This is a genomic window from Brevibacillus sp. MCWH (genome assembly GCF_013096935.1).
Classification (GTDB): Bacteria; Bacillota; Bacilli; order Brevibacillales; family Brevibacillaceae; genus Brevibacillus; species Brevibacillus aydinogluensis.
This window is the reverse complement of the sequence record NZ_SDLF01000003.1, coordinates 37,863-60,237: the sequence shown is the minus strand read 5'-3', so window position 1 is coordinate 60,237 and position 22,375 is coordinate 37,863. Positions and strand designations below refer to the sequence as shown.

The following is a 22,375-nucleotide window of genomic DNA, read 5'->3' as shown; positions in this document are numbered from 1 at the left end:
CTTCCTCAAAGAGAATGAAGAAGAGGAGCAGGATCAGAATCAATCCAAAGAACCCTCCGCCAAAGAAACCGTGCTTCCCGCTCATGTTATTCCCTCCCTTCCATCTCGCCATGAGCAGGGCATCCTGTGTTTGTCCCTACCCAGGTTATACTATGTATGGCATCATCGGCCTGTCTCGATTCTCGTCTACTTGAGAGTCAAAACAGGCGGATTTCCGTCCGTTCACCATACAGAATGACAGCATAAAACGGGCCTTTCTCTCATGAGCCGGTACACAAAGCAGCGACACACTCGAATCCCCTGCAGGATTGGGCACGAAATGTCGGGTGAGTCGATTCCTCACCTGCTATGCTGTGGATAAGGAGGCGAATTCAATGGATGTGCTGACGAACTGGAACAAGGCAATCAAGTATATCGAAGACAATCTGACGAACGACATTGATTGCAAGGAAGCGGCACGGCTGGCTTTATGCTCCGAATATCACTTCAAACGGATGTTTTCTTTCCTCGCAGGGATTACCCTGTCGGAATACATTCGCCGCAGGCGCCTGACACTTGCTGCGTTTGAGCTGCAAAACAGCAGCGCGAAGGTCATCGACATCGCGATGAAATACGGGTACAACTCCCCTGATTCGTTTGCCCGCGCATTTCAGAGCCTGCATGGGATCACACCGTCGGAAGCCAGAACAAACGGCCATTCCCTGAAAGCCTATCCTCGAATGAGCTTCCAATTAACCATTCAAGGGGGAAACGAAATGAACTACCGCATCGTAGAAAAAGAGGCATTTCGCATTGTGGGGATCATGAAACGAGTGCCCATCGTGTTCAAAGGAGTGAATCCGGCCATCGCCGACATGTGGAAAAGTCTGGACATGCATACGATCCAAACACTCAAAAGTCTTTCCAATGTCGAGCCAATGGGGCTGATTCAAGCATCCACCAACTTTTCGGAAGGGCGAATGGAGGAAAAAGGAGAGCTCGATCACTACATTGGCGTGGCCACGACGAACGAGTGCCCGGAAGGTCTCACGCAGCTGGAAGTGCCCGCCTCCACCTGGGCTGTATTTGAAGCAGTCGGTCCTTTTCCCGACACGCTGCAGAATATCTGGGGACGCATCTATTCCGAATGGTTTCCCACCGCGCACTATGAACAAACAGAAGGTCCGGAAATTCTGTGGAACGAGCATGCAGATATCCATTCCCCCACGTTTCGCAGCGAGATTTGGATTCCGGTTGTGAAAAAACCGCACGCGAATGGATAACGATTGCTTCCTATACACCCATGCACAGCAAACGGCATAGGCTATGGTGCATGATGAATGTATGGGAGGCGAATACGCATGTACCAACAACCGTGGGGATACCCATATTGGCATACTCCCGTGTACGACTGGACTCCCAATCCGTGGAGCTACCAGTGGAATCCCTATTATGCCCATTGGAATCCCAGCCGCTATCCTCATGACAGACGGATCAACCTGACCGATCATGGCAACAGTCCGTTTGTCGTGAATATTGAACAGGCGGCCAAACAAAACCAGACGTACCGGACGGCCATATGGACAGGAAAGCACCTCCAGGTGACGGTGATGAGCATTAATGTGGGCGATGACATTGGTTTGGAAGTCCATCCGACTACGGATCAATTCATACGGATTGAAGAAGGACAGGGACTTGTCCAAATGGGGCCAAGCAGAGATCGCCTGGATTTTCAGCAGATGGCCTATGAGGACGATGCCATCATGATCCCTGCCGGCACATGGCACAACGTCGTGAATACCGGTCACAAACCGCTGAAAGTGTACGTGATCTATGCGCCGCCTGAACATCCGTTTGGGACCGTCCATGAAACCAAACAAATTGCCATGGCTGCCGAAGAAAGCGGACATGACCGCTGAATCAGACGGATGGATTCCATCATGACAGTGGAGCATGCCGGAGCCGCAGCACATGAAAAAAGCAGATCGCACCGTGCAGCTTCACAACACGGTGCTATCTGTTCGTTTCCATAGCGTTTTGTTACGAGCGCCCGCTCTTTCTTCTGGGAAGGGAAGCGGGAAATGCAGACACAGGCTATGATGCCGTGGGGGCCAGCCCGGTAAACAGCAGGACGCGTGCAGGTGCAGCGTCGGTCCCCACGATTTTCAGCGGAGCCGCCACCATGAAATACTCGCCTGCTTCCACTTCTTTCAAGCGAAGGCCTTCCATGACGATCACGCCGTGTTGAAACAGGATGTGATGCGTCGGATGGCCCGGCTGATCCCGCTCGATGCCAAGCGCATCAATGCCTATTCCGCGAACGCCCAGCTGAGCCAGATATTCGGCTCCATCCTGCGCCAGGAAGACAAAATCAAAACGGAATTCATCAACATCGGAGTTTCTGGTTTTCAAGAGAACAAAATCGCCCTTGCGAATCGCAAATCGCTCCAAGTCCTCCTTTGTGATCCGGTCGTGGACCCCTGTCAGATCCAGCACAGTGCACATGCCGACCAGACTGTCGAGCGGTATGCTTTCAAACGTGTCCCCGTCGGTCATCATGTGCAGCGGCGCGTCAATATGCGTGCCCGTGTGCACATCCATGTCGATGCGGGATTCGGTTACATATCCATTCGTGACCGTTTTCAGCTTTGGCTGCTTTTCCGGTTTGTTTTTGTACACGGCCATGCCTTCAAAAATTGATCCGGTTACATCGTAGATTTTCATGTGGAGTCACCTGCCTGGACATATGTTTTGAAAATGGCTGCTATTCCACTGCAAATACTGCTGTTCCACAGCATCTGCCGGTTTGTGCCCGATCTCGCCATCACGTCAATGGAAAGGCATCTACATCGATGCGGACAGCATTTCCCTGCGAACCACCAGCGTTCCTTCTTCCGCATGGCGGTTGAGTTCCCACCATGAAAAACCGTCTTCCTCCAGCAGGCGAAAAGCGGCTTCGGGACCCTGCGTGCCGGCTTCGTACAAATGAAGCGGAACTTGCTGATCGGAGAAGGCGTCGAGAATGGGCTGCACCCACTTCCAGCACCATTCAACCTCTTCCCAATGGGCAAAGAACGTAGAGTCGCCTCGCAGCGCGTCATAGAGCAACAGCTCATAGGCTTCGGGCACATCGTTGGCATTTGCCGCAAACTCCATGGTGATCGGCTCCACCCTGCTGTCTTTCCCCGGATGCTTGCTGTTTAATTGAAACGAAACACCCTCGTGCGGATTTACATGGATGGCCAACAGATTGGGAGCTGGATTCACATGGACGGGATACGACTCCCTCAACGGATTCTTGAATTCGATCACGATTCGGGTCGACTTCTCCTGCATGCGCTTCCCGGTCCGGATATAAAAGGGGACCCCGCTCCACATCTCGTTGTCAATCCACAGCCGGGCGGCGACGAACGTATCGGTGTTCGACTCCCTGTCCACCCCCGGCTCGTCCCGGTACGCCGCTGCCGGCTTCCCGTTGATCCATCCGCTTCCGTACTGCCCGCGAACCACATGCTTGGCCACGTCTTCCCGACGCAGCGGACGCAGCGCTTTTACCACCTTGATCTTTTCATTGCGGATTTCCCGGGCGGAAAACTGCCGGGGCATTTGCATCGCCGTCATCATGAGCAGTTGGAGCAGGTGGTTTTGAAACATGTCCCGAATCGCGCCCGCCTTGTCGTAATACCCTGCCCGTTCTTCCACCCCGACTGTTTCGCTGGCGGTAATCTGGACATTGGCGATGTGTTGATTGTTCCACAACGTCCGCAAAATGGGGTTGGCAAATTCCAATACCTCGAGGTTCTGCACCATGGGCTTGCCAAGGTAATGATCAATGCGGAAAATCTCCTCTTCGTCGAAGAACTGCCGCAAGGAACGGTTGAGTTCCTGGGCTGACCGGAGATCGTGCCCAAACGGCTTCTCGATGATCAGGCGTTTCCAGCCTGTTGCCGAACCCAACTCACTGTTTGAAATATGGGAGGCAATCACGCCAAACAGCTCCGGTGCCACCGACAACGAGTAGATTCGGTTTTCCGGAATCTTCCCGTCCTGCTCACGCTGCCGGATGCGCTGCGCCAGCTTCCCGTAATCCTGCGGTTGCGTCACGTCCATGGCGCAGTAGTGAAACATGCGCAAAAACTGCCCCGCACGGTCACGATCGTCATCCCAGCGACGGGAGAATGTTTTCACCGACTGTTCCACATGAGCACGAAAGTCCTCATCGGACATCTCCCGTCTTCCGGTACCAAAGACAGCAAACGCGCGCGGCAGCTTGTCATCAAGAAACAGATTGTATATGGCAGGATATATTTTTCTTTTTGCCAAATCCCCTGTTGCTCCAAACAGGATAAACGTCATCCCATCCATCCTTACACCCTCCGTAACTGCATATGACTGACCTGTTGTTGACGGATAACCGTGACGAACTCAATACATCGAACAATGATACATTATGATTCTTTCAGCCTAAATAAACAAGTATCTACTCAAGCAAAAATATTTATTGTCATTTTCTGGCGATCGACTGAACATAAAAAAACAGCACCTTTTCACTGGTGCTGCAATTGTTGTCCACTTCACCGGACGAGCTCATCGGGTTGCGTGACCAGCCGCACTTTCGTGACGGCGCTCGTCCATCTGTCAAGAGCAACCAGATCGTCCGCATTCACGTCCCTCACAGACGTTTTCCCCAATGCGCGAATGGCAATTTTCATCTCTTCTGCAAAGGCTTGAAGCAAGTTCTCCAAAGACCGCGCCGCCTTTTCCACTTCAAACTCGTCTTTCAGGCTTCCCGTGTAGAAGGCGAGCTGCGTGGGCGGCTCCCACGGAATCGCTTTTGTCACCTGATCATGGGCCATCCCCCACAGCAGGGCCGTTCCCATATAGACGCCGTCCGCTCCAAGGGCGAGCGCTTTCAAACATCGGCCGGGCGTGGCATATCCTCCGCCGGTAAGGAGGGTGATCCGGTCTTTTACGCCCCGTTTTTTCAGATATTCCACGGCACGGGACAAGGCAAAAATCGTCGGCAGGCCAAAATCGTCTTCCAGAATAGGCTCTCCCGCTTTTGTGCCGGCATTGCCTCCGTCCAGACTGATAAAATCCACCCCGGCCTGTATAGCGGCTTCCAGATCCGCTTCCAGCTGTCCGGTGGCACACATCTTCACTCCGATGGGGATGCCTTGGGTGATGGTGCGCAGTTTCTCGACCAGGGGCTTCAAGTCCTTCGGTTCGACCAATTCCGGAAAGCGGGAAGGGACGACGAGTACCTCATCTTCCGGAGCATGCATAAGTTCACGGGCCCTTCCCTTCAGATCCTCGGGCGAAATCTCGGTCCCGGCCCCTGCAACCGCCCCTTGGCCGAGACGAATCTCGATCGCGTCCGCTTGCTGGAGAATCTCTGTCTCTTTGGCCCAGTATCCGGAATGGTACTGCAGGATGTAGTGGGCGGCGCAGGCCCTCTCTTCGGGCAGCAAAGGGCCTAAACCTGAGTTCGTCGCGGTTCCGACCGCAGCCGTTCCTTTGGCGATGGCGATTTTCACCTTTTCGGACACCCCGATCCCGTAGCCCATCGCTCCGGCCAGCAGGGGGATGTTCAGGATGAGCGGCCGTTTGGCTTGCGGGCCGATCGTAATCATCATGTCGACGGGAGCGTTTTCCGATGCGGGCAGCGTGGCAAGCTGAGCGGGAGAAAAAACCAGGTTGTCATAGAACAGATACCGGCGCGGGGTGCCAAACGGTCGTTTGATGACGTCTCCTCTGGCTGCACGCATACTGTTTTCCACGACAATCCGGGGGCTTGTCCTGGTCAGCGCCGAGACCATCTCCCAGATGTTTTCCGGGTAACGGTCTTCCATCAGCCGTTTCGTAAAGCGCCCGATCACCCATTTGATCATGGGCCGGGCAGTCGCGATGGCAATCAGAGCCGCACAGAGAATGGCCAGGCATGCGCCAATAAACGAGCCGACGAGAAATTCCCCCCAGTTGATGGTCATGACAACCTCCTTGCACTGTTTCTTCCATCATTATCCCGCTCATGCGCGCTGTCTATGCACTGATCGGCTTGGGCCTAAGCCGCGTCCCGACCGCGTTCTCAAGCATCCCTACCGTTCCTGCTCTCACGCCCGCGAATCGTGACGGTCACTGAGGAGGTTTTCTCCGAATGCTTTATTGGCTGCCGTTCACGGGGAAATAGTTCGGAAAACGCACGGTGCAAGGCCAATTCGCCGTATTCCGCCCGGTATTCCTCCATCGCGGCGGAGCGGACGATTGTTCCGTTTATGACAAAAAGCGCCCGATCCGCCACTTCGTTCGCTGCTTGCAGCTGGTGCGTGGAGAAAATCACAGAGATGCCTTCCCTTTTAAGAGTATTTACCAGATCCACGAAGGCGCCCATCCAGTACGGGTCCAAACCGTTTGTCGGCTCATCCAGCACAAGCAGTGCCGGTTTGCCCAACATGGCCTGGGCAAACAGCAAACGCTGCTGCATGCCTTTGGAAAACACGGACACTTTTTTGTTGCGGGCCTCGTGAAGACCTACCGCCTTGAGCGCCTCATCTGCTTCTGACGCTGTCCTGCCGCGAAGCGAAGCGTAAAACCGCATGCACTCGCTCGCCGTCAGTCCGGCTGGAAAATTGAAGTGGTCCGGCATATAGCCTATTTGCTGCAAATAATTGACACGATCTTGCTTCAAGTTTATTCCGTTCAGCTCAATCGTTCCCGCACTGGGTTGGGTAATTCCCACAATCATGCGGAGAATGGTGCTTTTCCCCGCCCCGTTGCCCCCGCAAACGGCAACAACCTGTCCCGGTTCGACGTGCAAATCAAACGGATGCACAATGGTTTTTCCGCCGATCGCCTTTTCCACCTGCATCATGTGCAGTCCGGTCTTAGTCACGGTATCGCCTTCTTTCCCACACCGCTATCGCGGTCAGCATTGTTACGCCGATCCACATCAGGCAAAGCGCGGCAAACCCCGCTATGCCAAAAGGGGATTCCATCCAGGTTACCCACTTGTAGTACTCCGGACCGAAGATGGCGCCTCCGCCCAGGCTGACGACGGAAAACATGCGCACCAACTCAGCGGGATTCAGGCAGCTGGCCACCTGGAGTGCCGGTTTGATCCACGTATACGGCAAAAAGCTCAAGAGCGAGATCAGGAGCGTGGGCCAGGCCAGAACCAAGAAAAACCAGATGCTGACCCCGAGCGTGAGCGCCTGCCACCGATTCCGGCTGAGAGAGCCGACCACCATGGCGATCCCCAGAAACAGCAGCACAATGCAGATGGAAAACAACAGGAAAAACAGCAGGGCGGAAAGGGTGAACCCTTTTCCCAGAAGCGTGCCGGACAGCCCGGCAAACCCGTAACTAAAACACACGATGGAGACGAGCACCGCTGCCAATCCCGCGTACTTCCCCCACAAAAACGACGTGGCGGTAACGGCGTAGGTGGACAGAAGCTCCCAGCTCCCCTCCTCCTTTTCTGCCGTCACCGAAAAGGAGGCGAGCAGCATGGTCATCAAGGGGAGCAGGTACAAGATCAGGTTGAGAATAGTGCCGGTCGTATACGTGTATCCCTCCATGTAGGACTGGGATTGAATGATCAACAGGGCCAGCGTGAACAGGGAAAACAGGGCCGTGAACGAATACGCCCACGGATTGCGAAACCCGATCTGTATTTCCCGTTTGGCAATCGTCATGATGTGCACGTGTGCCACTTCCTCTATTAGTTTTGTGTTTGCTGTGCTTCTTGCGTACCGTGCTGGTTATCCTGCATGCCGTGCTGGTCGTCCTTCGAGCCATGCTGATCCGATTCTGAATCGCCCTTATGTTTCCCATGTTTTTTCATGCTTCTCTCCCAGGTGTGCTTGTCCAGTTCCTGTACGCTCATAACCAGGCCGGTTTGCTTTTCCTTGACGAACGCTTCCGCCGCTTCCTTGTCCTTGAAGGAATAGATGCCATAGCCCATTGGGGTCTCGAACGATTTGTCGTAAACATACGTCGCCTGATCGGTGTTTACCCATTCCTGGGAGAGGTAGTCGCGCACGAACTTGGCTTCCACCGATTCGTTTTCATGCTCCTTTGTCCAGCGGTGCATGCATCCGATATCGTCAAATTTTAACACTTTCCCGTTTTGCAAAACGATTTCCGTTGCGTTGTGGTCATTGGGCACATTCATATGGCAGACGTCGCATTTGTCCACGCCTTCGACAATGTCCACCGGTTTTGCTGCCTCCTTGCCGCATCCTCCCATCAGCATGGAGAAGGTCATCACCACTGCACCAATTGTCCACTTTCGCGATTTCATGTTCGTCTCACTCCTCTATACATCATTAAACAACTTCCGCTTAACAGCAGCACACTGAGTACGCCTGTAACCGTCTGCTGTTCCGCCCGCTGTTGGTCCGTTTGCGTCTTTGCCGGAGCCAGCAACGGGGCTCCGTCCCGAATCGATGCGTCGGTCCCGGCAGTAAACAGCCCCTCCAAAAACACAAAGCCGGGCGCTTGAAAAAAGATCTGATAAGGCGGCACTGCGTCAGTCAACGCCAGGAAAAACGGGTTGAGCTGATAGGGAATATTGCTGCGGCCGTCTGCATCCAGATCAATGCCCTGCATGTCGTCCCAGTAGTTCCCCTCCAACGTGTTGGCTGTGCTGTCCTGTGCCTGCGCCTGGATGACATTGGCGACAAAATGGTTGGACGTCATGGCATTCCCTGAGGCTTGTTTGAGCTGCATCCCGACGAAGTTCAGCGTGACTTCGTTGCCTTCCAGACGGTTCCCTGTGGAGCGTTCCACGTACACTCCGACACGGTTTCCCTCGATGCGGTTCCCCTCGAATTGCGAGCCCGTTACGTCGTAGAGAAGAATCCCCTGGGCGTTGGGATTTTCCCTTTGTTTGACAAAACGATTATGCTGAACGACTGCGCCATCCGATTCCATGAGCATCGCGCCTGTCATGTTGGCACTGCCCGTGTTGCCGAGCAGTTTCGTGGCATTCGCGCTCATCAAATGAAAACCGTAGCGGGAGTTCTCCACGACATTTTGCTCGATGCGGTTATCGTTGCTGTTTTCCACATAGATGCCGTCAAACACGTTGCTGATCCGGTTGGATACGATCTGGTTGCGATGAGCGTGTTTCAAGTCGATGCCGTTTCCTTTTTTGGGCGTTACCTCCGGATTTTTGTTGACTGGTCTCAACAGATGGTGCGCGTGTTGGCTGTGATTGTGAAGACCGTTTTCATCCTTGTCCGGGTCGGTTACCATGCCGATCACACGGATGCCGCGCAGCGTATTGTCGCTGGCATTGCGAAGCTGCACCCCTGTTCCCATCGTCTCGATCACAAGGTCCTCCACAATGTTGTGGTTCCCCTTCATGACCACCGACGCTTCAGCGGCATTGATCCGGTTGTCCACGATGGTCATTCCCCGGACGACGGCACGGTCGGTCAGGACCGACAAAACAGGGCTGCTGCCGTCACTGGCAATCTCCACGCCCCCCTCTGCCTGCAGCACGATCGGTTTGGTAATGCGAATCGGCCCCTCGTATTTTCCGGCCGGAACGGTGACGACGGCTCCCGGTTGGGCCCGATCGATGATCTCCTGCAAGGAGACCGATGCGGCACTGACCCGGTCGAAACAAACGGCCCCGACCGCAAATCCGGCGATTCCCGCGGCCAACAGCATGCGAGCAATGGTGCGGTTCTTTGATCGTTCAAACAGATGTCTCCCCCCTTTTCCATAAATCTTGTCAACTCCACCACCAACATAGCGCTCCCAGGGGGGTTCGTAAATGACTCAACCGGGCTATAAACCTTGACAAAAAAACAAATTTTTAATTCCCCTGACAGATTGCAGCAGGGTGGTGTCCAACCAGCAGCAACAAAAAAGCAGCACCTACTGCAGGTGCTGCAACCAATTTTTTCGTTTACGCCTTGATGGTCATGTCCCTTTTCTGAATGTCCAACACCTCTATCCTCACACTGCCGCCAAGATGATGACTCACTAACCGTGACAGTTCTGTAAGCGCCTTATGGAACTCATCGGTTCTGGTCTCATCCAGCAATTCAATGCAGAGGAATGCATTTGTCGTCGCTTCGGTCAGCATGGTCCGTTTCGCTTCACGCCAATTCCAGCATCTGCAAACTGCGCCGGCATCATCTTTGTACACAATCTCCCCTTCATATGGCGGTTCATTTTCATCACTTCCCAATGGAATAAACGGTTCAGTGCCATTGGCTTTCGTCAGCCGCAGATCGCCTGCAAACGTGTCGATGTCTTCTCCGCCGCACGGAAGCCCATAGCGTAATGAAATCGAGTTGTAGATGTCAACGAGCGGGTTTATCGTGCCTATATGCTTGCCGTTTTTCACTCTTTTTAACAATGCTTCAATGGAACACCTTGCCCCTCGCTTGGTCTTGAACTGTTGAAACGCTTCTCGCCATACCGCAATCACCGGATTGCTGCTGAATTCCTCCAGACTCAGGAATTTGTGTGCTTCTTTCTCCGCCTCCAGCAGCATCTGCTCGTACATTTCCACATCTCGACGCGAATTATCGATGCCCTGGCAAATAACCGTGCCGATTTTTGCCTGGGGGAATAACGACCAAAAATCATCTTCAATGATAAATCTCGTCATGCCACATCTCTCCATTTCTTTTTGCCATCATCTCTTGGTACAATCGCTATTTCTGCGCCACGAACGGCGTCATCACGTTTTGGAATGGGAGGGGCTCGCAAAGGCGGAGAATACCCCCAGAACGATATAGACATAACCGGTTATCCGATTTTGCAGTGCCGTATTTACGTTCATCCGTTTTCTGATACTTGCTGCAAGAAGTGCATACAGACTGTCGCTGATAAACGCCAGGAGCAAAAATATCGCGCCCAATTGCAAAAATTGCACGCTGACTGACCCGGAAGCAGGCGAGATGAATTGCGGAAAGAACGCGAGAAAAAAGAGGGCTGTCTTGGGATTCATTACTTCTACGAGCGCTGATTGGTAAAAAATCTGGATCAACTTTTTGCGGGGCACTTGTGTAACTTCAGCAGTCGTTTTGTCAGATTTCGAACATAACGTCTTGCACCCCAGATAGATCAGATACGCAGCACCCAGGTATTTCACAAGTTGAAAGGCGGTTGCTGATGTCATCAGGATGGCAGAAACGCCAATCGCACCAGCCAACACGTGAACAGAACCGCCAAGCGATACACCGAGAACGGATACCAGGCCTGCTTTCTTCCCTTCATTCATACTTCTCGCCATAATATAGAACACAGCTGGTCCAGGTATTAGTAACAGCGTTGCAGCAGCGATGACAAATAGCCAAATCGTTGAAAACTCCATGTCATGCAGCTCCTTGTTGCAGTTTTGCCCATGATCACAGCGGGCCCTTCAGTGATGAAGAAAAGCAAGATCACCCTATGTTTTTCAAATTTTCCTTCATCAGGGAGGCAATCTGTTGCTCGTTTGGAGATGGAATCTGTTCCAACTGTTTGATGACGAGCTCTTGTCTGTGTCTGGAATGGTTTTGACTGAGCTTTGCTTTGCCTTCGATCTTTTCGATTTTGATTTTGAATCCCTGCACGCCTTTGTTCATGGCTGAAAGGAGTTCAGCATCTACATCCTCCAATCGGTACGGACTGTCAGGCGCTTCATACTTCACGACCATGTCATGCATGGAACGCATGAGTTCGTGTTCATCCTCGATTAGTTCAACGTGCCCGTAAACATGAACGGTCACGTAATTCCAGGTCGGCACCGCCTGATTGGTCTCATACCAGGCGGAAGAGATATAACAATGAGACCCGTGGAAAACGGCCAAGACCGTCTGCTGTTGAATATCATGCCACTGCGGATTCGGACGGGCAAAATGACCGTACAGATAGGTTTGCTCCTTATTTAGCAGCAGCGGCAAGTGAGTGGCAAACGGCATGCCATGATGAAGGGAGAACAATGTGGCAAAACTGTTCTCCTGTATGACCTGGTAGGCGACTGTTACGTCTTTGATCAAAAATTGCGCAGGGATATACATGACACTCCTCTCCTCCTTTTTGATTGTTACGGACAGCACATATCCTTTACACGGTATGATATAATCGAAACTGACATGTTAAAAGGTACAATTTTAAAAAATTCTACATGTCAGAGGAGGGATGGCATTGAAAACGACCATTTTTCCCTTGGATGACAACACTCCGAAATACAAACAAATCTACGAAAAATTTAAATCGTTTATCGAACAAGGTGACTTACAGGCGAATGAACCCTTGCCCTCCATTCGTCAGCTTGCCGATTCCTTGCGCGTCAGCCGCAATACAACGTTACAGGCGTATGAACAACTGGTCGCGGAAGGGTATATCCGTGTAGAAAACCGAAAAGGGTATTTTGTAAATGAAATCGAACCCCGATTCTTTCAAAACGCGCCCCGTTCTGCTCAGCAGAAGCAAGCAGAGACAGTCCCGCCTGTCCGCATTGATTTCCGCGCAGACATGGTCGATCAATCGCATTTCCCTTTACAGACGTGGAGAAGGATTTCCAATCGGATACTCACCCGAAAAGACTGCTTTCGATACGGCGATCCATTGGGTGAATGGTGCCTTCGTGAACAAATTGCAGCCTATCTGCTCCAGGCTCGCGGGGTGCGAACAGATCCACAGTCAATCATTATCGGAAGCAGTACCCAACAAATGCTTGTATACCTGGGGCATATACTGAAGGATGAGTTTGAAAGCATTATCGTGGAAGACCCTGGTTACGACGGGGCCAGGGAAGCCTTCCAGTTCCATCGTTTTGCGATTGAAACCGTGCCGGTATATGAAACAGGTGCGGATCTTTCTCAATTGGACCAAATGACATCACGCTTGATCTATGTAACCCCTTCCCATCATAGCCCATTGGGAGTAAGCATGCCGATTCAACAACGCCAAATGCTCATTCATTGGGCAAACAAGCAGGAAGGCTATATTATCGAGGACGATTATGACAGTGAATTTCGCTATACCCAACAACCGTTCCCCGCGCTCGCTTCCATCGATTCAGCCAGAGTCATTTATCTGGGGAATTTCTCAAAGTCCTTTCTGCCAGGGATACGGTTAAGCTATATGGTGCTGCCGCAGCCGCTGTTGGACCGTTACAAAAACTACTATCAACGGTTCGAGAGCACCACTTCCATTTTAAGCCAACTCACGATGGCTGCATTTATGGAAGCGGGAGAGTGGAATCGCCATATTAAACGGATGCGGCTTGTCTACAAACGAAAAATGCAGCAGTTGGTTTCAGCATTACGCCATCATTTGGGGCAGCATATATCCATTATCGGCGAGCAGTCCGGTCTGTACATCCTGGTCAAGGCAGACCTGAATCGTTCAGAAGAATGGCTCATCCAGCAAGCGCTCCTGCACGGTGTGAAAGTTTACCCTACCTCCATTTACTTCATAAAAAATCGCACCGATAAACCAATGATAAAACTGGGGTTTAGCAATCTGTCTTGTGAAGACATCCAGCTTGGTGTGAAGCTCTTGCAGCAGGCATGGTTGTAAGTCAAAAAAACAAGGCCTCTCGTCCAATCGGAAAAGAGGCCGTTTTTTATACCCATTGATGTATGTTCAGCGTGTGCCGGCTGGTACGCAAAAATGCCTGTCCACACCAGAGGCGTACATCATTTCTACGTTTCACACAGGAAACGTGCGTCCATCTTATCTGCCAGGATTTTGATTCCTGTTTCGACCGGCCAGCCCTGCAAGACCAGCAAGCCCCAACAGACCTACCCATCCCCAGTCCACATCGTTGTCTGCAGCAGTCGTTCTATACATATTGTTCATATTGTTGCCTTGGTTTACATAATTTGCGTCTGTATTCCCGGCAGCACCAGTTTCTGCATGAGCGCTGAAGCCCATGGATAGCAGTAACACCGCTGTCAAAATCATTACGCTCAATTTCCGTTGCATAAGAACCTCCTAGACCATGTAGTTACTTACCATTAGTCATTATTTCCACCAGATAAATCTTTATGCATAAGAGCGTCCCCGCCGGGGGGAGGAAGTCTCCAATACATTTCATCCGACAAGAAAAGGCTTGGCGTTTGACAAACCGCGCTCGATTGGGTAAGGTGAGAGTAACGAACGGGAAAGGGTGACAATGAAGACAATGCACAACTAATCCTATTCTTACGAAACGATCAATGGAAGGCTGCACGGCTCGGATCCCCTGTTGATCCGCTAGTCGACCAATGCCGGTTTGTGACCATGACTGGTCTTGGGTTTGCTATGCCTTCAACCGCGTTTCAGAATAGGATTAGCATATTGCATTTGTCCCAGTGCGTGACCCTTTGCGGATAATATGCACCGTAACGGCGTGCATCTATGCCTCCTATTCTGAATGCAGAAAAGGGGGCTTTTTTTATCTGATCCCCCTCCTCTAATCAACCGAATCATGGGGATGATGCACGATGTTATTAGAGGCACATCACATCAAAATTTATGTAAAAGACCGCTTGCTCGTTGAAGCTCCACACCTTTATATTGGTGCGAATGACCGCATCGGACTTGTCGGACGCAATGGCAGCGGCAAAACAACGTTGATGGAAGTGCTGGCGGGAATGAAGTCACCGGATGAAGGCATGGTGACGCTCCGCGCCAGATGCGAATTCATTCCGCAATTGAAGCGAACGGATACGACCAAAAGCGGCGGCGAACTGACCCAGGAAATCATCCAGAATACGCTCTTGAAAGAACCGGAACTGCTGTTTGCCGATGAACCGACCACCAATCTGGACACTTCTCACATCGAGTGGTTGGAGAAAAAATTGCAGAATTGGCAAGGCGCGTTCGTCATCGTCTCGCACGACCGCACCTTCCTGGACGCACTCTGCACATCGATCTGGGAAATCCGTGACGGGAAGTTGAACGTGTACAAAGGCAATTATTCGAAGTATGCCGAGCAGCGGGAACTAGAAGACTGGCAGCACGATCAAGCATATGAACAATACATGCAGGAGAAGAAACGGCTGGAGCGTGCGATACGATTAAAGGAGGAAAAAGCCGAACGAGCGACGAAAAAACCGCGAAAAGTCTCACCTTCGGAAAGCAAAATCACCGGCGCCAAGCCCTACTTTGCCAAAAAGCAAAAAAAGATGCAGAAAACGGCCAAAGCGCTGGAGACGCGGCTGGAGAAGCTGGAAAAAGTGGAGAAACGGCGGGAGCTTCCCCCGATCCGAATGAATCTGTTGAACGAAGATACGTTCAAAGGCCGGATCATCATGCGGGTGAACGACCTGTCAGGAACGATTGAAAAGCGCATCCTCTGGCAGCCGGTGAGCTTCAATGTGCGCGGCGGCGATAAGCTCGCCATCATCGGCCCGAACGGCTGCGGCAAGACGACGCTGGTGAAGTCAATCATCCGGCCGAACGAACACGTGAAGCTCTCTCCTGCCGTCAAAATCGGCTACTTCAGTCAAAACATCGATCTGCTGGACATCAACAAGTCTGTATTGGATAACGTCCGATCCACGTCCTCACAGGATGAAACATTGATCCGAACGGTATTGGCACGACTCCACTTCTTCCGGGATGATGTCTACAAACCCGTGGCAGTATTGAGCGGCGGCGAGCGTGTCAAGGTCGCGCTGGCCAAGTTATTCGTCAGCGACGTCAATACGTTGGTGCTGGATGAGCCGACCAACTTTCTCGATATCGAGACGATCGAAGCGTTGGAATCTCTGCTGCAGGAATACGAAGGCACAGTGTTGTTCGTCTCTCATGACCGTCGGTTTATCAAGAACATTGCGAAGCGGATTTTGGCTTTTGACAACAGCCGGATCACTGTATTCGAAGGCAGCTATGAGCAGTTTCTCACTTACGTACCGCCGGATACGGAACTGAAAAACAGGGAGGAACAACTGCTTCTGCTCGAGACGAAAATATCTGACGTTCTCAGCCGTCTGAGCCTGGAGCCGTCAGAGGAATTGGAGAAGGAGTTTCAGCTGCTGCTCGCAGAAAAGCGGAAATTACAGTCGACCTAAGGTTTGCACATAGTAAACCGGCCTTTCCCGGTATCGTGGTATCACCGTGGAAAGGCCGCTTCGTTGCTTCCCCTCGCTCCTTTTATCAATTACGTTCGGGCACTGTAAAATCCCATTTTTTCATAATTACCACATAAACAACAGACAGTAAGAGATTGGATAGTAAAGGCGGAAAAAAGATAAAGTGTCTTCCCCCAAGAAATACTGCGAATTCAATAAGAGCAATGCTAACAAGCAAGATAAACAACTTTATGCTTCCCAGTCGGCAGATGATGTATATAACCAACGCCATGAAAAGGAAGCGAATCACCGTCAGTTTTGAAAGGCTCCAAAACTCATCCCAGGGCACTACCCCCTGGTTCACATCATCTGCAATTACAAAATACAGAAACCCTTCTAGCATGGAACTGCGAATAATAAAGATGGACAAAATCATTGAAATTACAGGACGGCAAACGTTTTGTGCCAAATTCACCTTCCAAATACCACCAATGCTAAGAATCGATTCCATTATACACAACCTTTACAACTATTTCAAATTACGAAATTAATTTTTGGGATAGATAAAAAATCGCCACTCTGCTTCCTTTCCAAGAAAGTGAGCGGCGATAAAACCTAGTCTTGCGTACCAGTGTACACTGTCACAATCACGCCATCCATATTGTTGCCTGAGATTTCATAATGGCCATGCTCAGGCACAGGGATCGTAATAGCTTGGGAGACTGGATAGTAATAGATGTTATAAACCTGGTTGTCGATCGTAACCGTAATGGACTGCTGTTCCTTCAAAAAATCCAGATATTCTTCGAGAACGAAATTCGCCTGGTTCATGATCGCACTGTGCGGCCAACCGACATAGCGGATATGCCATGGTTCATATTGAATGCCGGTCACATCGGTTTTATCTTCTGGATAGCGTAAGATAAAGCCGTATTTCCAGGCATTTTCTTTCAGCCACTTTCCTTCGGGAGCTCGCTCCATTTTCGTTACACTTGATCCTACATCAAGTGCCAAGCCTGAATTGTGTTCGCTGTAACCTCCCGGCAAGGAGTGAGCAGGGCCCATTTCTGCATACAATTGATTTTGCTCATGAACGGTACGGTATCCGCTGTTCATAAGGAAATGATTTACTCCATCCTTTTCGGCATCTATGACCATCTCGGAAAACTTTTGTGCGACTTCTTTTGACAGATACATATTTTGATGATGTAATCCGTAGCCTGCCAGCAATTCAGCATGCTTCGCCACATTGACAATATCTGATCGTACTCCCTCCTGGCGAACAGGATAGGTACTGTTGATTAAGAGCAGGTTTCCTTGGTAAATCTGTTCCTTTGCAATGGTTATCGTTTTTGTCAGGTTACTCTCAGCTGTACCGCGCGTTTCTATGTGGACATTGTTCCTTTGGTGAAATGGTTGAATCGCTCCTCGATCCTGAAAAAAAGGAGAATCCTTTATATAAACATAACCGGCTAAAACGAGACACAATAAAAATACCCACTTCTTCATCTTTTGCTTCCTCCTAAGTGAGCGCTTGTTGAGAGTGCCGCGCTTGCATGTGAGACGGCCTACGCGCCTGTTCTTGGTGAGGACGGCCTGTCCTCCCCGTGCTCAGCGGAAAAGGGAGACGAAATAAATGGACGGGCGGCACCTCACACCGCCCGTTTGCTCCGCCCATTGTCAACAGGCGGTTACGCTTATTTCACAGGGAAATCAAAATACGTATTGGGATAGGGTTCGTTTCGTAACACATAGTGCCACCATTCGAATTGATAGGATTCGAACCCGCTGTTTTCCATAATGGAACGCAAAAGTCTGCGATTTTGCAATTCCATGTCTGTAATCCCTTTGGCCTCATGATGTGAACGCTCATCCAACAAATCGAAGCTGCCTCCCATGGAAACAAGTTCACCCGTATCCAAGTGGTACAGCGTAAGATCAATTGCACTCCCGCGGCTGTGACTTGATTGTGACGCAATATATCCCTTTGCCACCAGCTCGGATCGCTCGATATTCGGATAGAATCTTTCTTTTGTGCGGTAGTCTTCCGGTTGTTCACACCAGCGCATGAAGCACTCTACCGCACGCTTGGGCCGGTACCCGTCCCATAACAGCAAACCGTACCCAAGAGCCGCCGCCCGCTTCTGCGCTTCCAGCAGCGCAAGGGCCAAGGCATGTGTTCCCACGATGCGATTGACTTCATAACCGTCTACGGGTTTTCCCGTAAAATTGTCCCACGTGGCGTATTTGGCGTCCCAGCGAACACCGGGCAGTATTTCATCCAAATAAACAAATCCCTGTTCCATGCTGATCACCTCTCTAACGCTAATACGATCAGGCGGTCAATCAATTCGGAAAGCGTTATGCCTGCAGCAGCCATCATACGGGGATATCGGCTGTATGAAGTGAAGCCGGGCAAGGTATTGACTTCGTTAAGCACAATGCTGCCGTTCTCTTGTAAAAACATATCAACACGGGCAAGACCGCTGCAGCCGAGCGCCTTGTATATTTGTTTGGCCGTTTCCTGTATCCGTCTTCGCTCCTCTGCCGACAGGTCTGCGGGAACGGTGATCTCTGCGTTTTCAGAGCCTTTTTCCGGTTCGGCTTCCTGATGAATGCGAAAGAAACCGTGCCGCAGCCTGATTTGGTCTACCTCGCCAACAATCAATTCGGCGCTGTTTCCCAATACGGCACAGCCGACCTCACAGCCCGATACAGCCTGCTCAATCAAGATTTTGCTGTCATATTGTCTAGCCGTTTCAATGGCCGCGTCCAATTCATCCGCACTGTTGACTTTTGTCACGCCAAAGGATGAGCCTGAACGCGCCGGTTTCACAAAAACCGGATAGGGAAACGCTTCTGCCGACAGCCCCTCGTCATGATTCAAGATCCAAAATTCAGGAGTCGCGATGCCAGCGTTTTTGGCAAGGATGTATGCCAGCGATTTGTCCATACATATCGCGGAGCTTTGAATATCGCAGCCTACATAGGGGATTCCGGATAATTCAAACAAACCTTGAATTGATCCATCTTCACCCGACTTTCCGTGCAAAACCGAAAATGCTGCATCAACGCGGCGGATTTCAAATTCGTTGTCCTTTAGCACAATCAATCCGTGTATGTGTTTATCCGGCGAGAGCACGGCTGAACAACAATTGCCGTTTTCCCAGTCCGGGCGCGGTTTTTCGCACAGTTTCCAAACACCCGATTTCGTAATGCCGATGTAAATCGGCTCGTATTTATCGGTATTAATGTTGGCGGCGATCTCAACAGCCGATTTTACCGACACATCATGCTCCTCCGAGCAGCCGCCAAAGAGGATGGCAACTTTGATTTTATCCATGAGCCAGACTCCTTTCAAAATCCATACAGTTTTGGACAGTTTTTTCAACGATTTCACGCAGCGCCTGTTCGGTATAGTAAGCCGTATGCGGCGTGATAATCACGTTTGGCATCCGCTGCAGTTTCTGAAAAAATGGATGGTCAATTGGTTTTTGGGTGTAATCGCAGTAGAAAAGCCCCTCTTCTCCCTCCAATACATCCAATGCGGCGCCGCCAAGTTTTCCGTTTTCCAACGCTTGAACCAGCGCAGCGGTATCAATGAGCGCACCGCGCCCTGTATTGATAATCAACGCGCCTTGCTTCATTCTTCGTATTTGTTCGCGGCCGATCATATGGCGCGTATCCGCATTGAGCGGCACATGAAGCGTAACAATGTCGCTCGTTTGCAGCAGCGTATCAAACGGAACATAATTCGCCTCGATTTTTTGGCTGCGACTATAAGCCAGCACCCGACAGCCAAATCCCCGCAGCCGCTCCATAACCGCTTCGCCGATACAGCCAGTCCCCACCACGCCGACCGTCATGTCGCTCAGCACCTTGCCGCGGACGCCGTCCAGCCTGAAATCGTGTTTTTCCACAGAGCGCATCAGCGATTTCGCGTTGCGTACCGCCATGAGCATCAGCATCATGGTATAATCGGCTACGCTATCCGGCGCATACGTCACATTGTCGACAGCAATGCCCAATCTCTTGGCAGCAGCCGTATCGATATGATTGCAGCCGACGCTTCGGGTCGAAATGTATTTCACGCCGGCTCGCTTCAGCGCGAGAAGGATAGAGGCAGAAACCTCGGTTTTGTGCCCCACGCTGATACATTCATGGGCGTATTTTGCGTTGGCTTCTGACACAGGGTCGTGAATGATCGTGGGAATCACGCCAAAACGCGGCGAAACGGCACGGAATGCATCTGCCTCATCCTGCTCGCATCCATAAACGGTGATGTTCATGTGTTTCAATAGGAAGTCCCCTCCTTTCAGCGAAAGGCACCCTTTTTCCATTGTGAACACCTGTTGTGCCCAAACGAAAAAGCTCGTTCTTACGGGTTTAAGTCTACCGCATAAGAACGAGCCATTTTTTAATAGGAACTTGTTATTTTCCTAAGAAAAAGTGGAGATTACCTTTAGATTTTCTTAAGAATCCATATTCGTTTCTCAGGAACTCCGTTTATCCAATTCTGGCATGGCCGGGAGCTCTACCGTGAACGTCGTGCAGTTATCATCACTTTCCGCGTAAATCTGTCCGCCGTGCTGAACGACGATTTCTTTAGCAATCGCCAATCCAAGTCCCGCGCCGCCCGTATCGGAGGAACGGGCATTGTCCAGCCTGTAAAACTTCTCAAAGATGGTAGCAAGCTTGTCTTCGGGAATGCTGCCGGTGTTTTTAAACGCGATGGACACCTTGTCCCCGGAGAGACCCGCTGTAATTTCAATCAAGCTGTTGTGCTCGCTGTATGCAACGGCGTTTTTCAAAATGTTGTTAAAGACCCTCGCCAGCTTGTCGGGATCACCGTATACAGTCAAATCCTCGGGAGCGTGCAGAACCGCCTGTTTTCCATTTGCGGCAAGCAGAGGATAAAATTCATCAATCATCTGCACGAGCATATAGTACAGGTCAATGTGCTTTTTCGTAAGCGTAATCGTTTGGAGGTTATACCGCGTAATCTCAAAAAACTCGTCGACCAGATGTTCGAGGCGAGACGCCTTGTCCAACGCAATCCGCACATACTTTTCCTTCTGCTTCTCCGGCATGTCCGGCGCCTCGTCTAGCAGGCTCAAATAGCCGATGACAGATGTAAGCGGAGTTTTAATATCATGCGCCAGGTACATGACAACCTCATTCTTTCGTCGTTCGGCCAGTTTGGCATCCTGCTCCCGCTTTTCCAGCGTCTGTTTTAATGTGTTGAGCTTCTGTTCCATGAACCCCAATTCCGGAGAAAGCTCTATTTGCTTGTCCTCGTTTTGAATCAGGATGTCAATGCCGGAATTGATCTCGTCGAAGTATGTTGCGAATTTTGATATCATGATGCGGCACAGAAGCAGAAAACTGATGGCAATCGCCGTAAAAATAATGAGTTCCATATTGTTGCGAAAAACATACTGATAAATCATCATCGCTTCCAGACGCCTCAGGTAAAAGATGTCTTCCAGTAACCGCACGATCCAATCCCCAAGTTCCCCCTGAATCAGGAAACGAATAGACAGCACCAATCCAACGGCTGCCACAGCATTCAAAAGGATATACACGTAGAGTTTTCGTGTCAGCTGGGAATAATCGATTCTTTTATTTGTCAATTTTATAGCCAACTCCCCATACGGTTTTTATATACTTCGGATTATCCATGTTCTCGTTCATTTTTTTGCGCAAATTCCGGATATGCACGGAAATGGTGTTGTTGCTCTTGCTGTAATATTCATCGCCCCAGATCGCGTGAAATAACTCCTCAGAGCTGACCACTTTCCCCTTGTTTTCACAGAGGATGCGCAGAATGGAAAATTCAGTAGGCGTGAGGGACAGAGGTTTTTCGTTCAAAAAACATTCGTGTGTGTTTATATCAAGAACGAGGCCAGAGTGGACAATAACATGTTCATGTTGCGCCGCAACTCCGCTGTATTTCTTGTAACGGCGCAGCTGCGCCTTGACCCGTGCAATTAACTCCAGCGGGCGAAAGGGCTTCGTGATATAATCGTCCGCCCCGATTGTCAGCCCGGTAATTTTATCCACCTCTGAATCTTTCGCGGTCAGCATGATGATGGGATAGTTGTGCTTTTCACGTATCTGCTGGCAAATTGAAAGGCCGCTCGAACCAGGAAGCATAACATCCAGTATCGCGAGGTCAAGCACGGTATTCTCGATGCATTCCAACGCTTCTTTTGCAGTATAGCATTTGAACACGGTATAATTCTCATTTTTCAAGTACAGCTCAACCAAATCGGCAATTTCCCGTTCATCGTCCACAACAAGTATTTTATCGCTCATAGCTATTACTACTCCTTTATGGTTTTGCTTTTCTCCATCGGGCTCTTCACCCGGACGGAACCGGA

General features: G+C 50.8%; 22 protein-coding genes. 4 read left to right on the top strand and 18 right to left on the bottom strand.

Features of this window, described 5'->3' with window-relative positions; translation table 11 throughout:
* Nucleotides 1-374: 374 nt before the first annotated feature.
* Complete coding sequence (locus ETC00_RS03450; protein ID WP_171564565.1) at nt 375-1,262, top strand: AraC family transcriptional regulator; 888 nt, start codon at nt 375-377, stop codon at nt 1,260-1,262.
* Between the two features lie 78 nt (nt 1,263-1,340).
* A complete protein-coding gene (locus tag ETC00_RS03445; RefSeq protein ID WP_171564564.1) occupies nt 1,341-1,898 on the top strand; it encodes a cupin domain-containing protein in 558 nt (185 codons plus the stop codon).
* A 175-nt stretch (nt 1,899-2,073) separates the two neighbouring features.
* Here ETC00_RS03445 and ETC00_RS03440 read toward each other — a convergent pair whose 3' ends face one another.
* The 10 genes from ETC00_RS03440 to ETC00_RS03395 form a co-directional block, all read right to left on the bottom strand.
* Nucleotides 2,074-2,703 (bottom strand): cyclase family protein, encoded by a 630-nt coding sequence (locus ETC00_RS03440; protein WP_171564563.1) that lies wholly within the window; start codon nt 2,701-2,703, stop codon nt 2,074-2,076.
* A 120-nt stretch (nt 2,704-2,823) separates the two neighbouring features.
* Entirely contained in the window at nt 2,824-4,344 is a 1,521-nt protein-coding gene (zwf, locus tag ETC00_RS03435) for a glucose-6-phosphate dehydrogenase (protein WP_171564562.1), read from the bottom strand.
* Nucleotides 4,345-4,553: 209 nt separating this feature from the next.
* A complete protein-coding gene (locus ETC00_RS03430; protein WP_171564561.1) occupies nt 4,554-5,969 on the bottom strand; it encodes an FMN-binding glutamate synthase family protein in 1,416 nt (471 codons plus the stop codon).
* Between the two features lie 98 nt (nt 5,970-6,067).
* The gene (locus tag ETC00_RS03425; RefSeq protein ID WP_171564560.1) at nt 6,068-6,871 is read right to left on the bottom strand and encodes an ABC transporter ATP-binding protein; all 804 of its coding nucleotides are present in this window, start codon (nt 6,869-6,871) and stop codon (nt 6,068-6,070) included.
* Complete coding sequence (locus tag ETC00_RS03420; protein WP_171564559.1) at nt 6,864-7,682, bottom strand: ABC transporter permease; 819 nt, start codon at nt 7,680-7,682, stop codon at nt 6,864-6,866. The genes ETC00_RS03425 and ETC00_RS03420 overlap by 8 nt, the downstream gene beginning before the upstream one ends.
* Before the next feature lie 17 nt (nt 7,683-7,699).
* Nucleotides 7,700-8,281, bottom strand: coding sequence for a nitrous oxide reductase accessory protein NosL (locus ETC00_RS03415; RefSeq protein ID WP_253264229.1), 582 nt, complete (start codon nt 8,279-8,281; stop codon nt 7,700-7,702).
* Nucleotides 8,278-9,657, bottom strand: a complete 1,380-nt coding sequence (locus ETC00_RS03410; protein ID WP_171564558.1) for a right-handed parallel beta-helix repeat-containing protein — start codon at nt 9,655-9,657, stop codon at nt 8,278-8,280. The genes ETC00_RS03415 and ETC00_RS03410 overlap by 4 nt, the downstream gene beginning before the upstream one ends.
* A gap of 241 nt (nt 9,658-9,898) precedes the next feature.
* The gene (locus ETC00_RS03405; RefSeq protein WP_171564557.1) at nt 9,899-10,609 is read right to left on the bottom strand and encodes a B3/B4 domain-containing protein; all 711 of its coding nucleotides are present in this window, start codon (nt 10,607-10,609) and stop codon (nt 9,899-9,901) included.
* Between the two features lie 72 nt (nt 10,610-10,681).
* Nucleotides 10,682-11,317 (bottom strand): LysE family translocator, encoded by a 636-nt coding sequence (locus ETC00_RS03400; protein ID WP_171564556.1) that lies wholly within the window; start codon nt 11,315-11,317, stop codon nt 10,682-10,684.
* A gap of 70 nt (nt 11,318-11,387) precedes the next feature.
* Nucleotides 11,388-12,005 (bottom strand): FMN-binding negative transcriptional regulator, encoded by a 618-nt coding sequence (locus tag ETC00_RS03395; protein ID WP_171564555.1) that lies wholly within the window; start codon nt 12,003-12,005, stop codon nt 11,388-11,390.
* Between the two features lie 127 nt (nt 12,006-12,132).
* Here ETC00_RS03395 and pdxR point away from each other — a divergent pair, with 127 nt between their 5' ends.
* Entirely contained in the window at nt 12,133-13,512 is a 1,380-nt protein-coding gene (gene pdxR / locus ETC00_RS03390; RefSeq protein WP_371808868.1) for a MocR-like pyridoxine biosynthesis transcription factor PdxR, read from the top strand.
* 156 nt (nt 13,513-13,668) lie between these two features.
* Here pdxR and ETC00_RS03385 read toward each other — a convergent pair whose 3' ends face one another.
* Complete coding sequence (locus ETC00_RS03385; protein ID WP_171564553.1) at nt 13,669-13,920, bottom strand: WGxxGxxG family protein; 252 nt, start codon at nt 13,918-13,920, stop codon at nt 13,669-13,671.
* A gap of 500 nt (nt 13,921-14,420) precedes the next feature.
* On the opposite strand from ETC00_RS03385, the gene ETC00_RS03380 reads away from it, so the two are divergent.
* Complete coding sequence (locus ETC00_RS03380; RefSeq protein WP_171564552.1) at nt 14,421-15,992, top strand: Vga family ABC-F type ribosomal protection protein; 1,572 nt, start codon at nt 14,421-14,423, stop codon at nt 15,990-15,992.
* Nucleotides 15,993-16,077: 85 nt separating this feature from the next.
* Here ETC00_RS03380 and ETC00_RS03375 read toward each other — a convergent pair whose 3' ends face one another.
* From ETC00_RS03375 to vanR, 7 genes are all read right to left on the bottom strand, one after another.
* Nucleotides 16,078-16,503: a hypothetical protein gene (locus tag ETC00_RS03375; RefSeq protein ID WP_171564551.1), complete on the bottom strand. Its 426-nt coding sequence runs from the start codon at nt 16,501-16,503 to the stop codon at nt 16,078-16,080.
* A gap of 104 nt (nt 16,504-16,607) precedes the next feature.
* Nucleotides 16,608-17,501 carry a VanY-A/VanY-F/VanY-M family D-Ala-D-Ala carboxypeptidase gene (vanY, locus tag ETC00_RS03370; RefSeq protein WP_171564550.1) on the bottom strand — a complete coding sequence of 298 codons (894 nt, stop codon included), beginning with the start codon at nt 17,499-17,501 and terminating at the stop codon, nt 16,608-16,610.
* Nucleotides 17,502-17,689: 188 nt separating this feature from the next.
* Nucleotides 17,690-18,298 (bottom strand): D-Ala-D-Ala dipeptidase VanX, encoded by a 609-nt coding sequence (vanX, locus tag ETC00_RS03365; protein WP_171564549.1) that lies wholly within the window; start codon nt 18,296-18,298, stop codon nt 17,690-17,692.
* A gap of 5 nt (nt 18,299-18,303) precedes the next feature.
* A complete protein-coding gene (vanA, locus tag ETC00_RS03360; RefSeq protein ID WP_171564548.1) occupies nt 18,304-19,335 on the bottom strand; it encodes a D-alanine--(R)-lactate ligase in 1,032 nt (343 codons plus the stop codon).
* On the bottom strand, nt 19,328-20,332 hold the full coding sequence (gene vanH, locus ETC00_RS03355; RefSeq protein WP_371808867.1) for a D-lactate dehydrogenase VanH: 1,005 nt from the start codon (nt 20,330-20,332) through the stop codon (nt 19,328-19,330). The genes vanA and vanH overlap by 8 nt, the downstream gene beginning before the upstream one ends.
* Nucleotides 20,333-20,485: 153 nt before the next feature.
* Nucleotides 20,486-21,637 carry a vancomycin resistance histidine kinase VanS gene (gene vanS / locus ETC00_RS03350; RefSeq protein ID WP_171564546.1) on the bottom strand — a complete coding sequence of 384 codons (1,152 nt, stop codon included), beginning with the start codon at nt 21,635-21,637 and terminating at the stop codon, nt 20,486-20,488.
* A complete protein-coding gene (gene vanR / locus ETC00_RS03345; RefSeq protein ID WP_171564545.1) occupies nt 21,615-22,310 on the bottom strand; it encodes a VanR-ABDEGLN family response regulator transcription factor in 696 nt (231 codons plus the stop codon). The genes vanS and vanR overlap by 23 nt, the downstream gene beginning before the upstream one ends.
* Between the last annotated feature and the right edge of the window lie 65 nt (nt 22,311-22,375).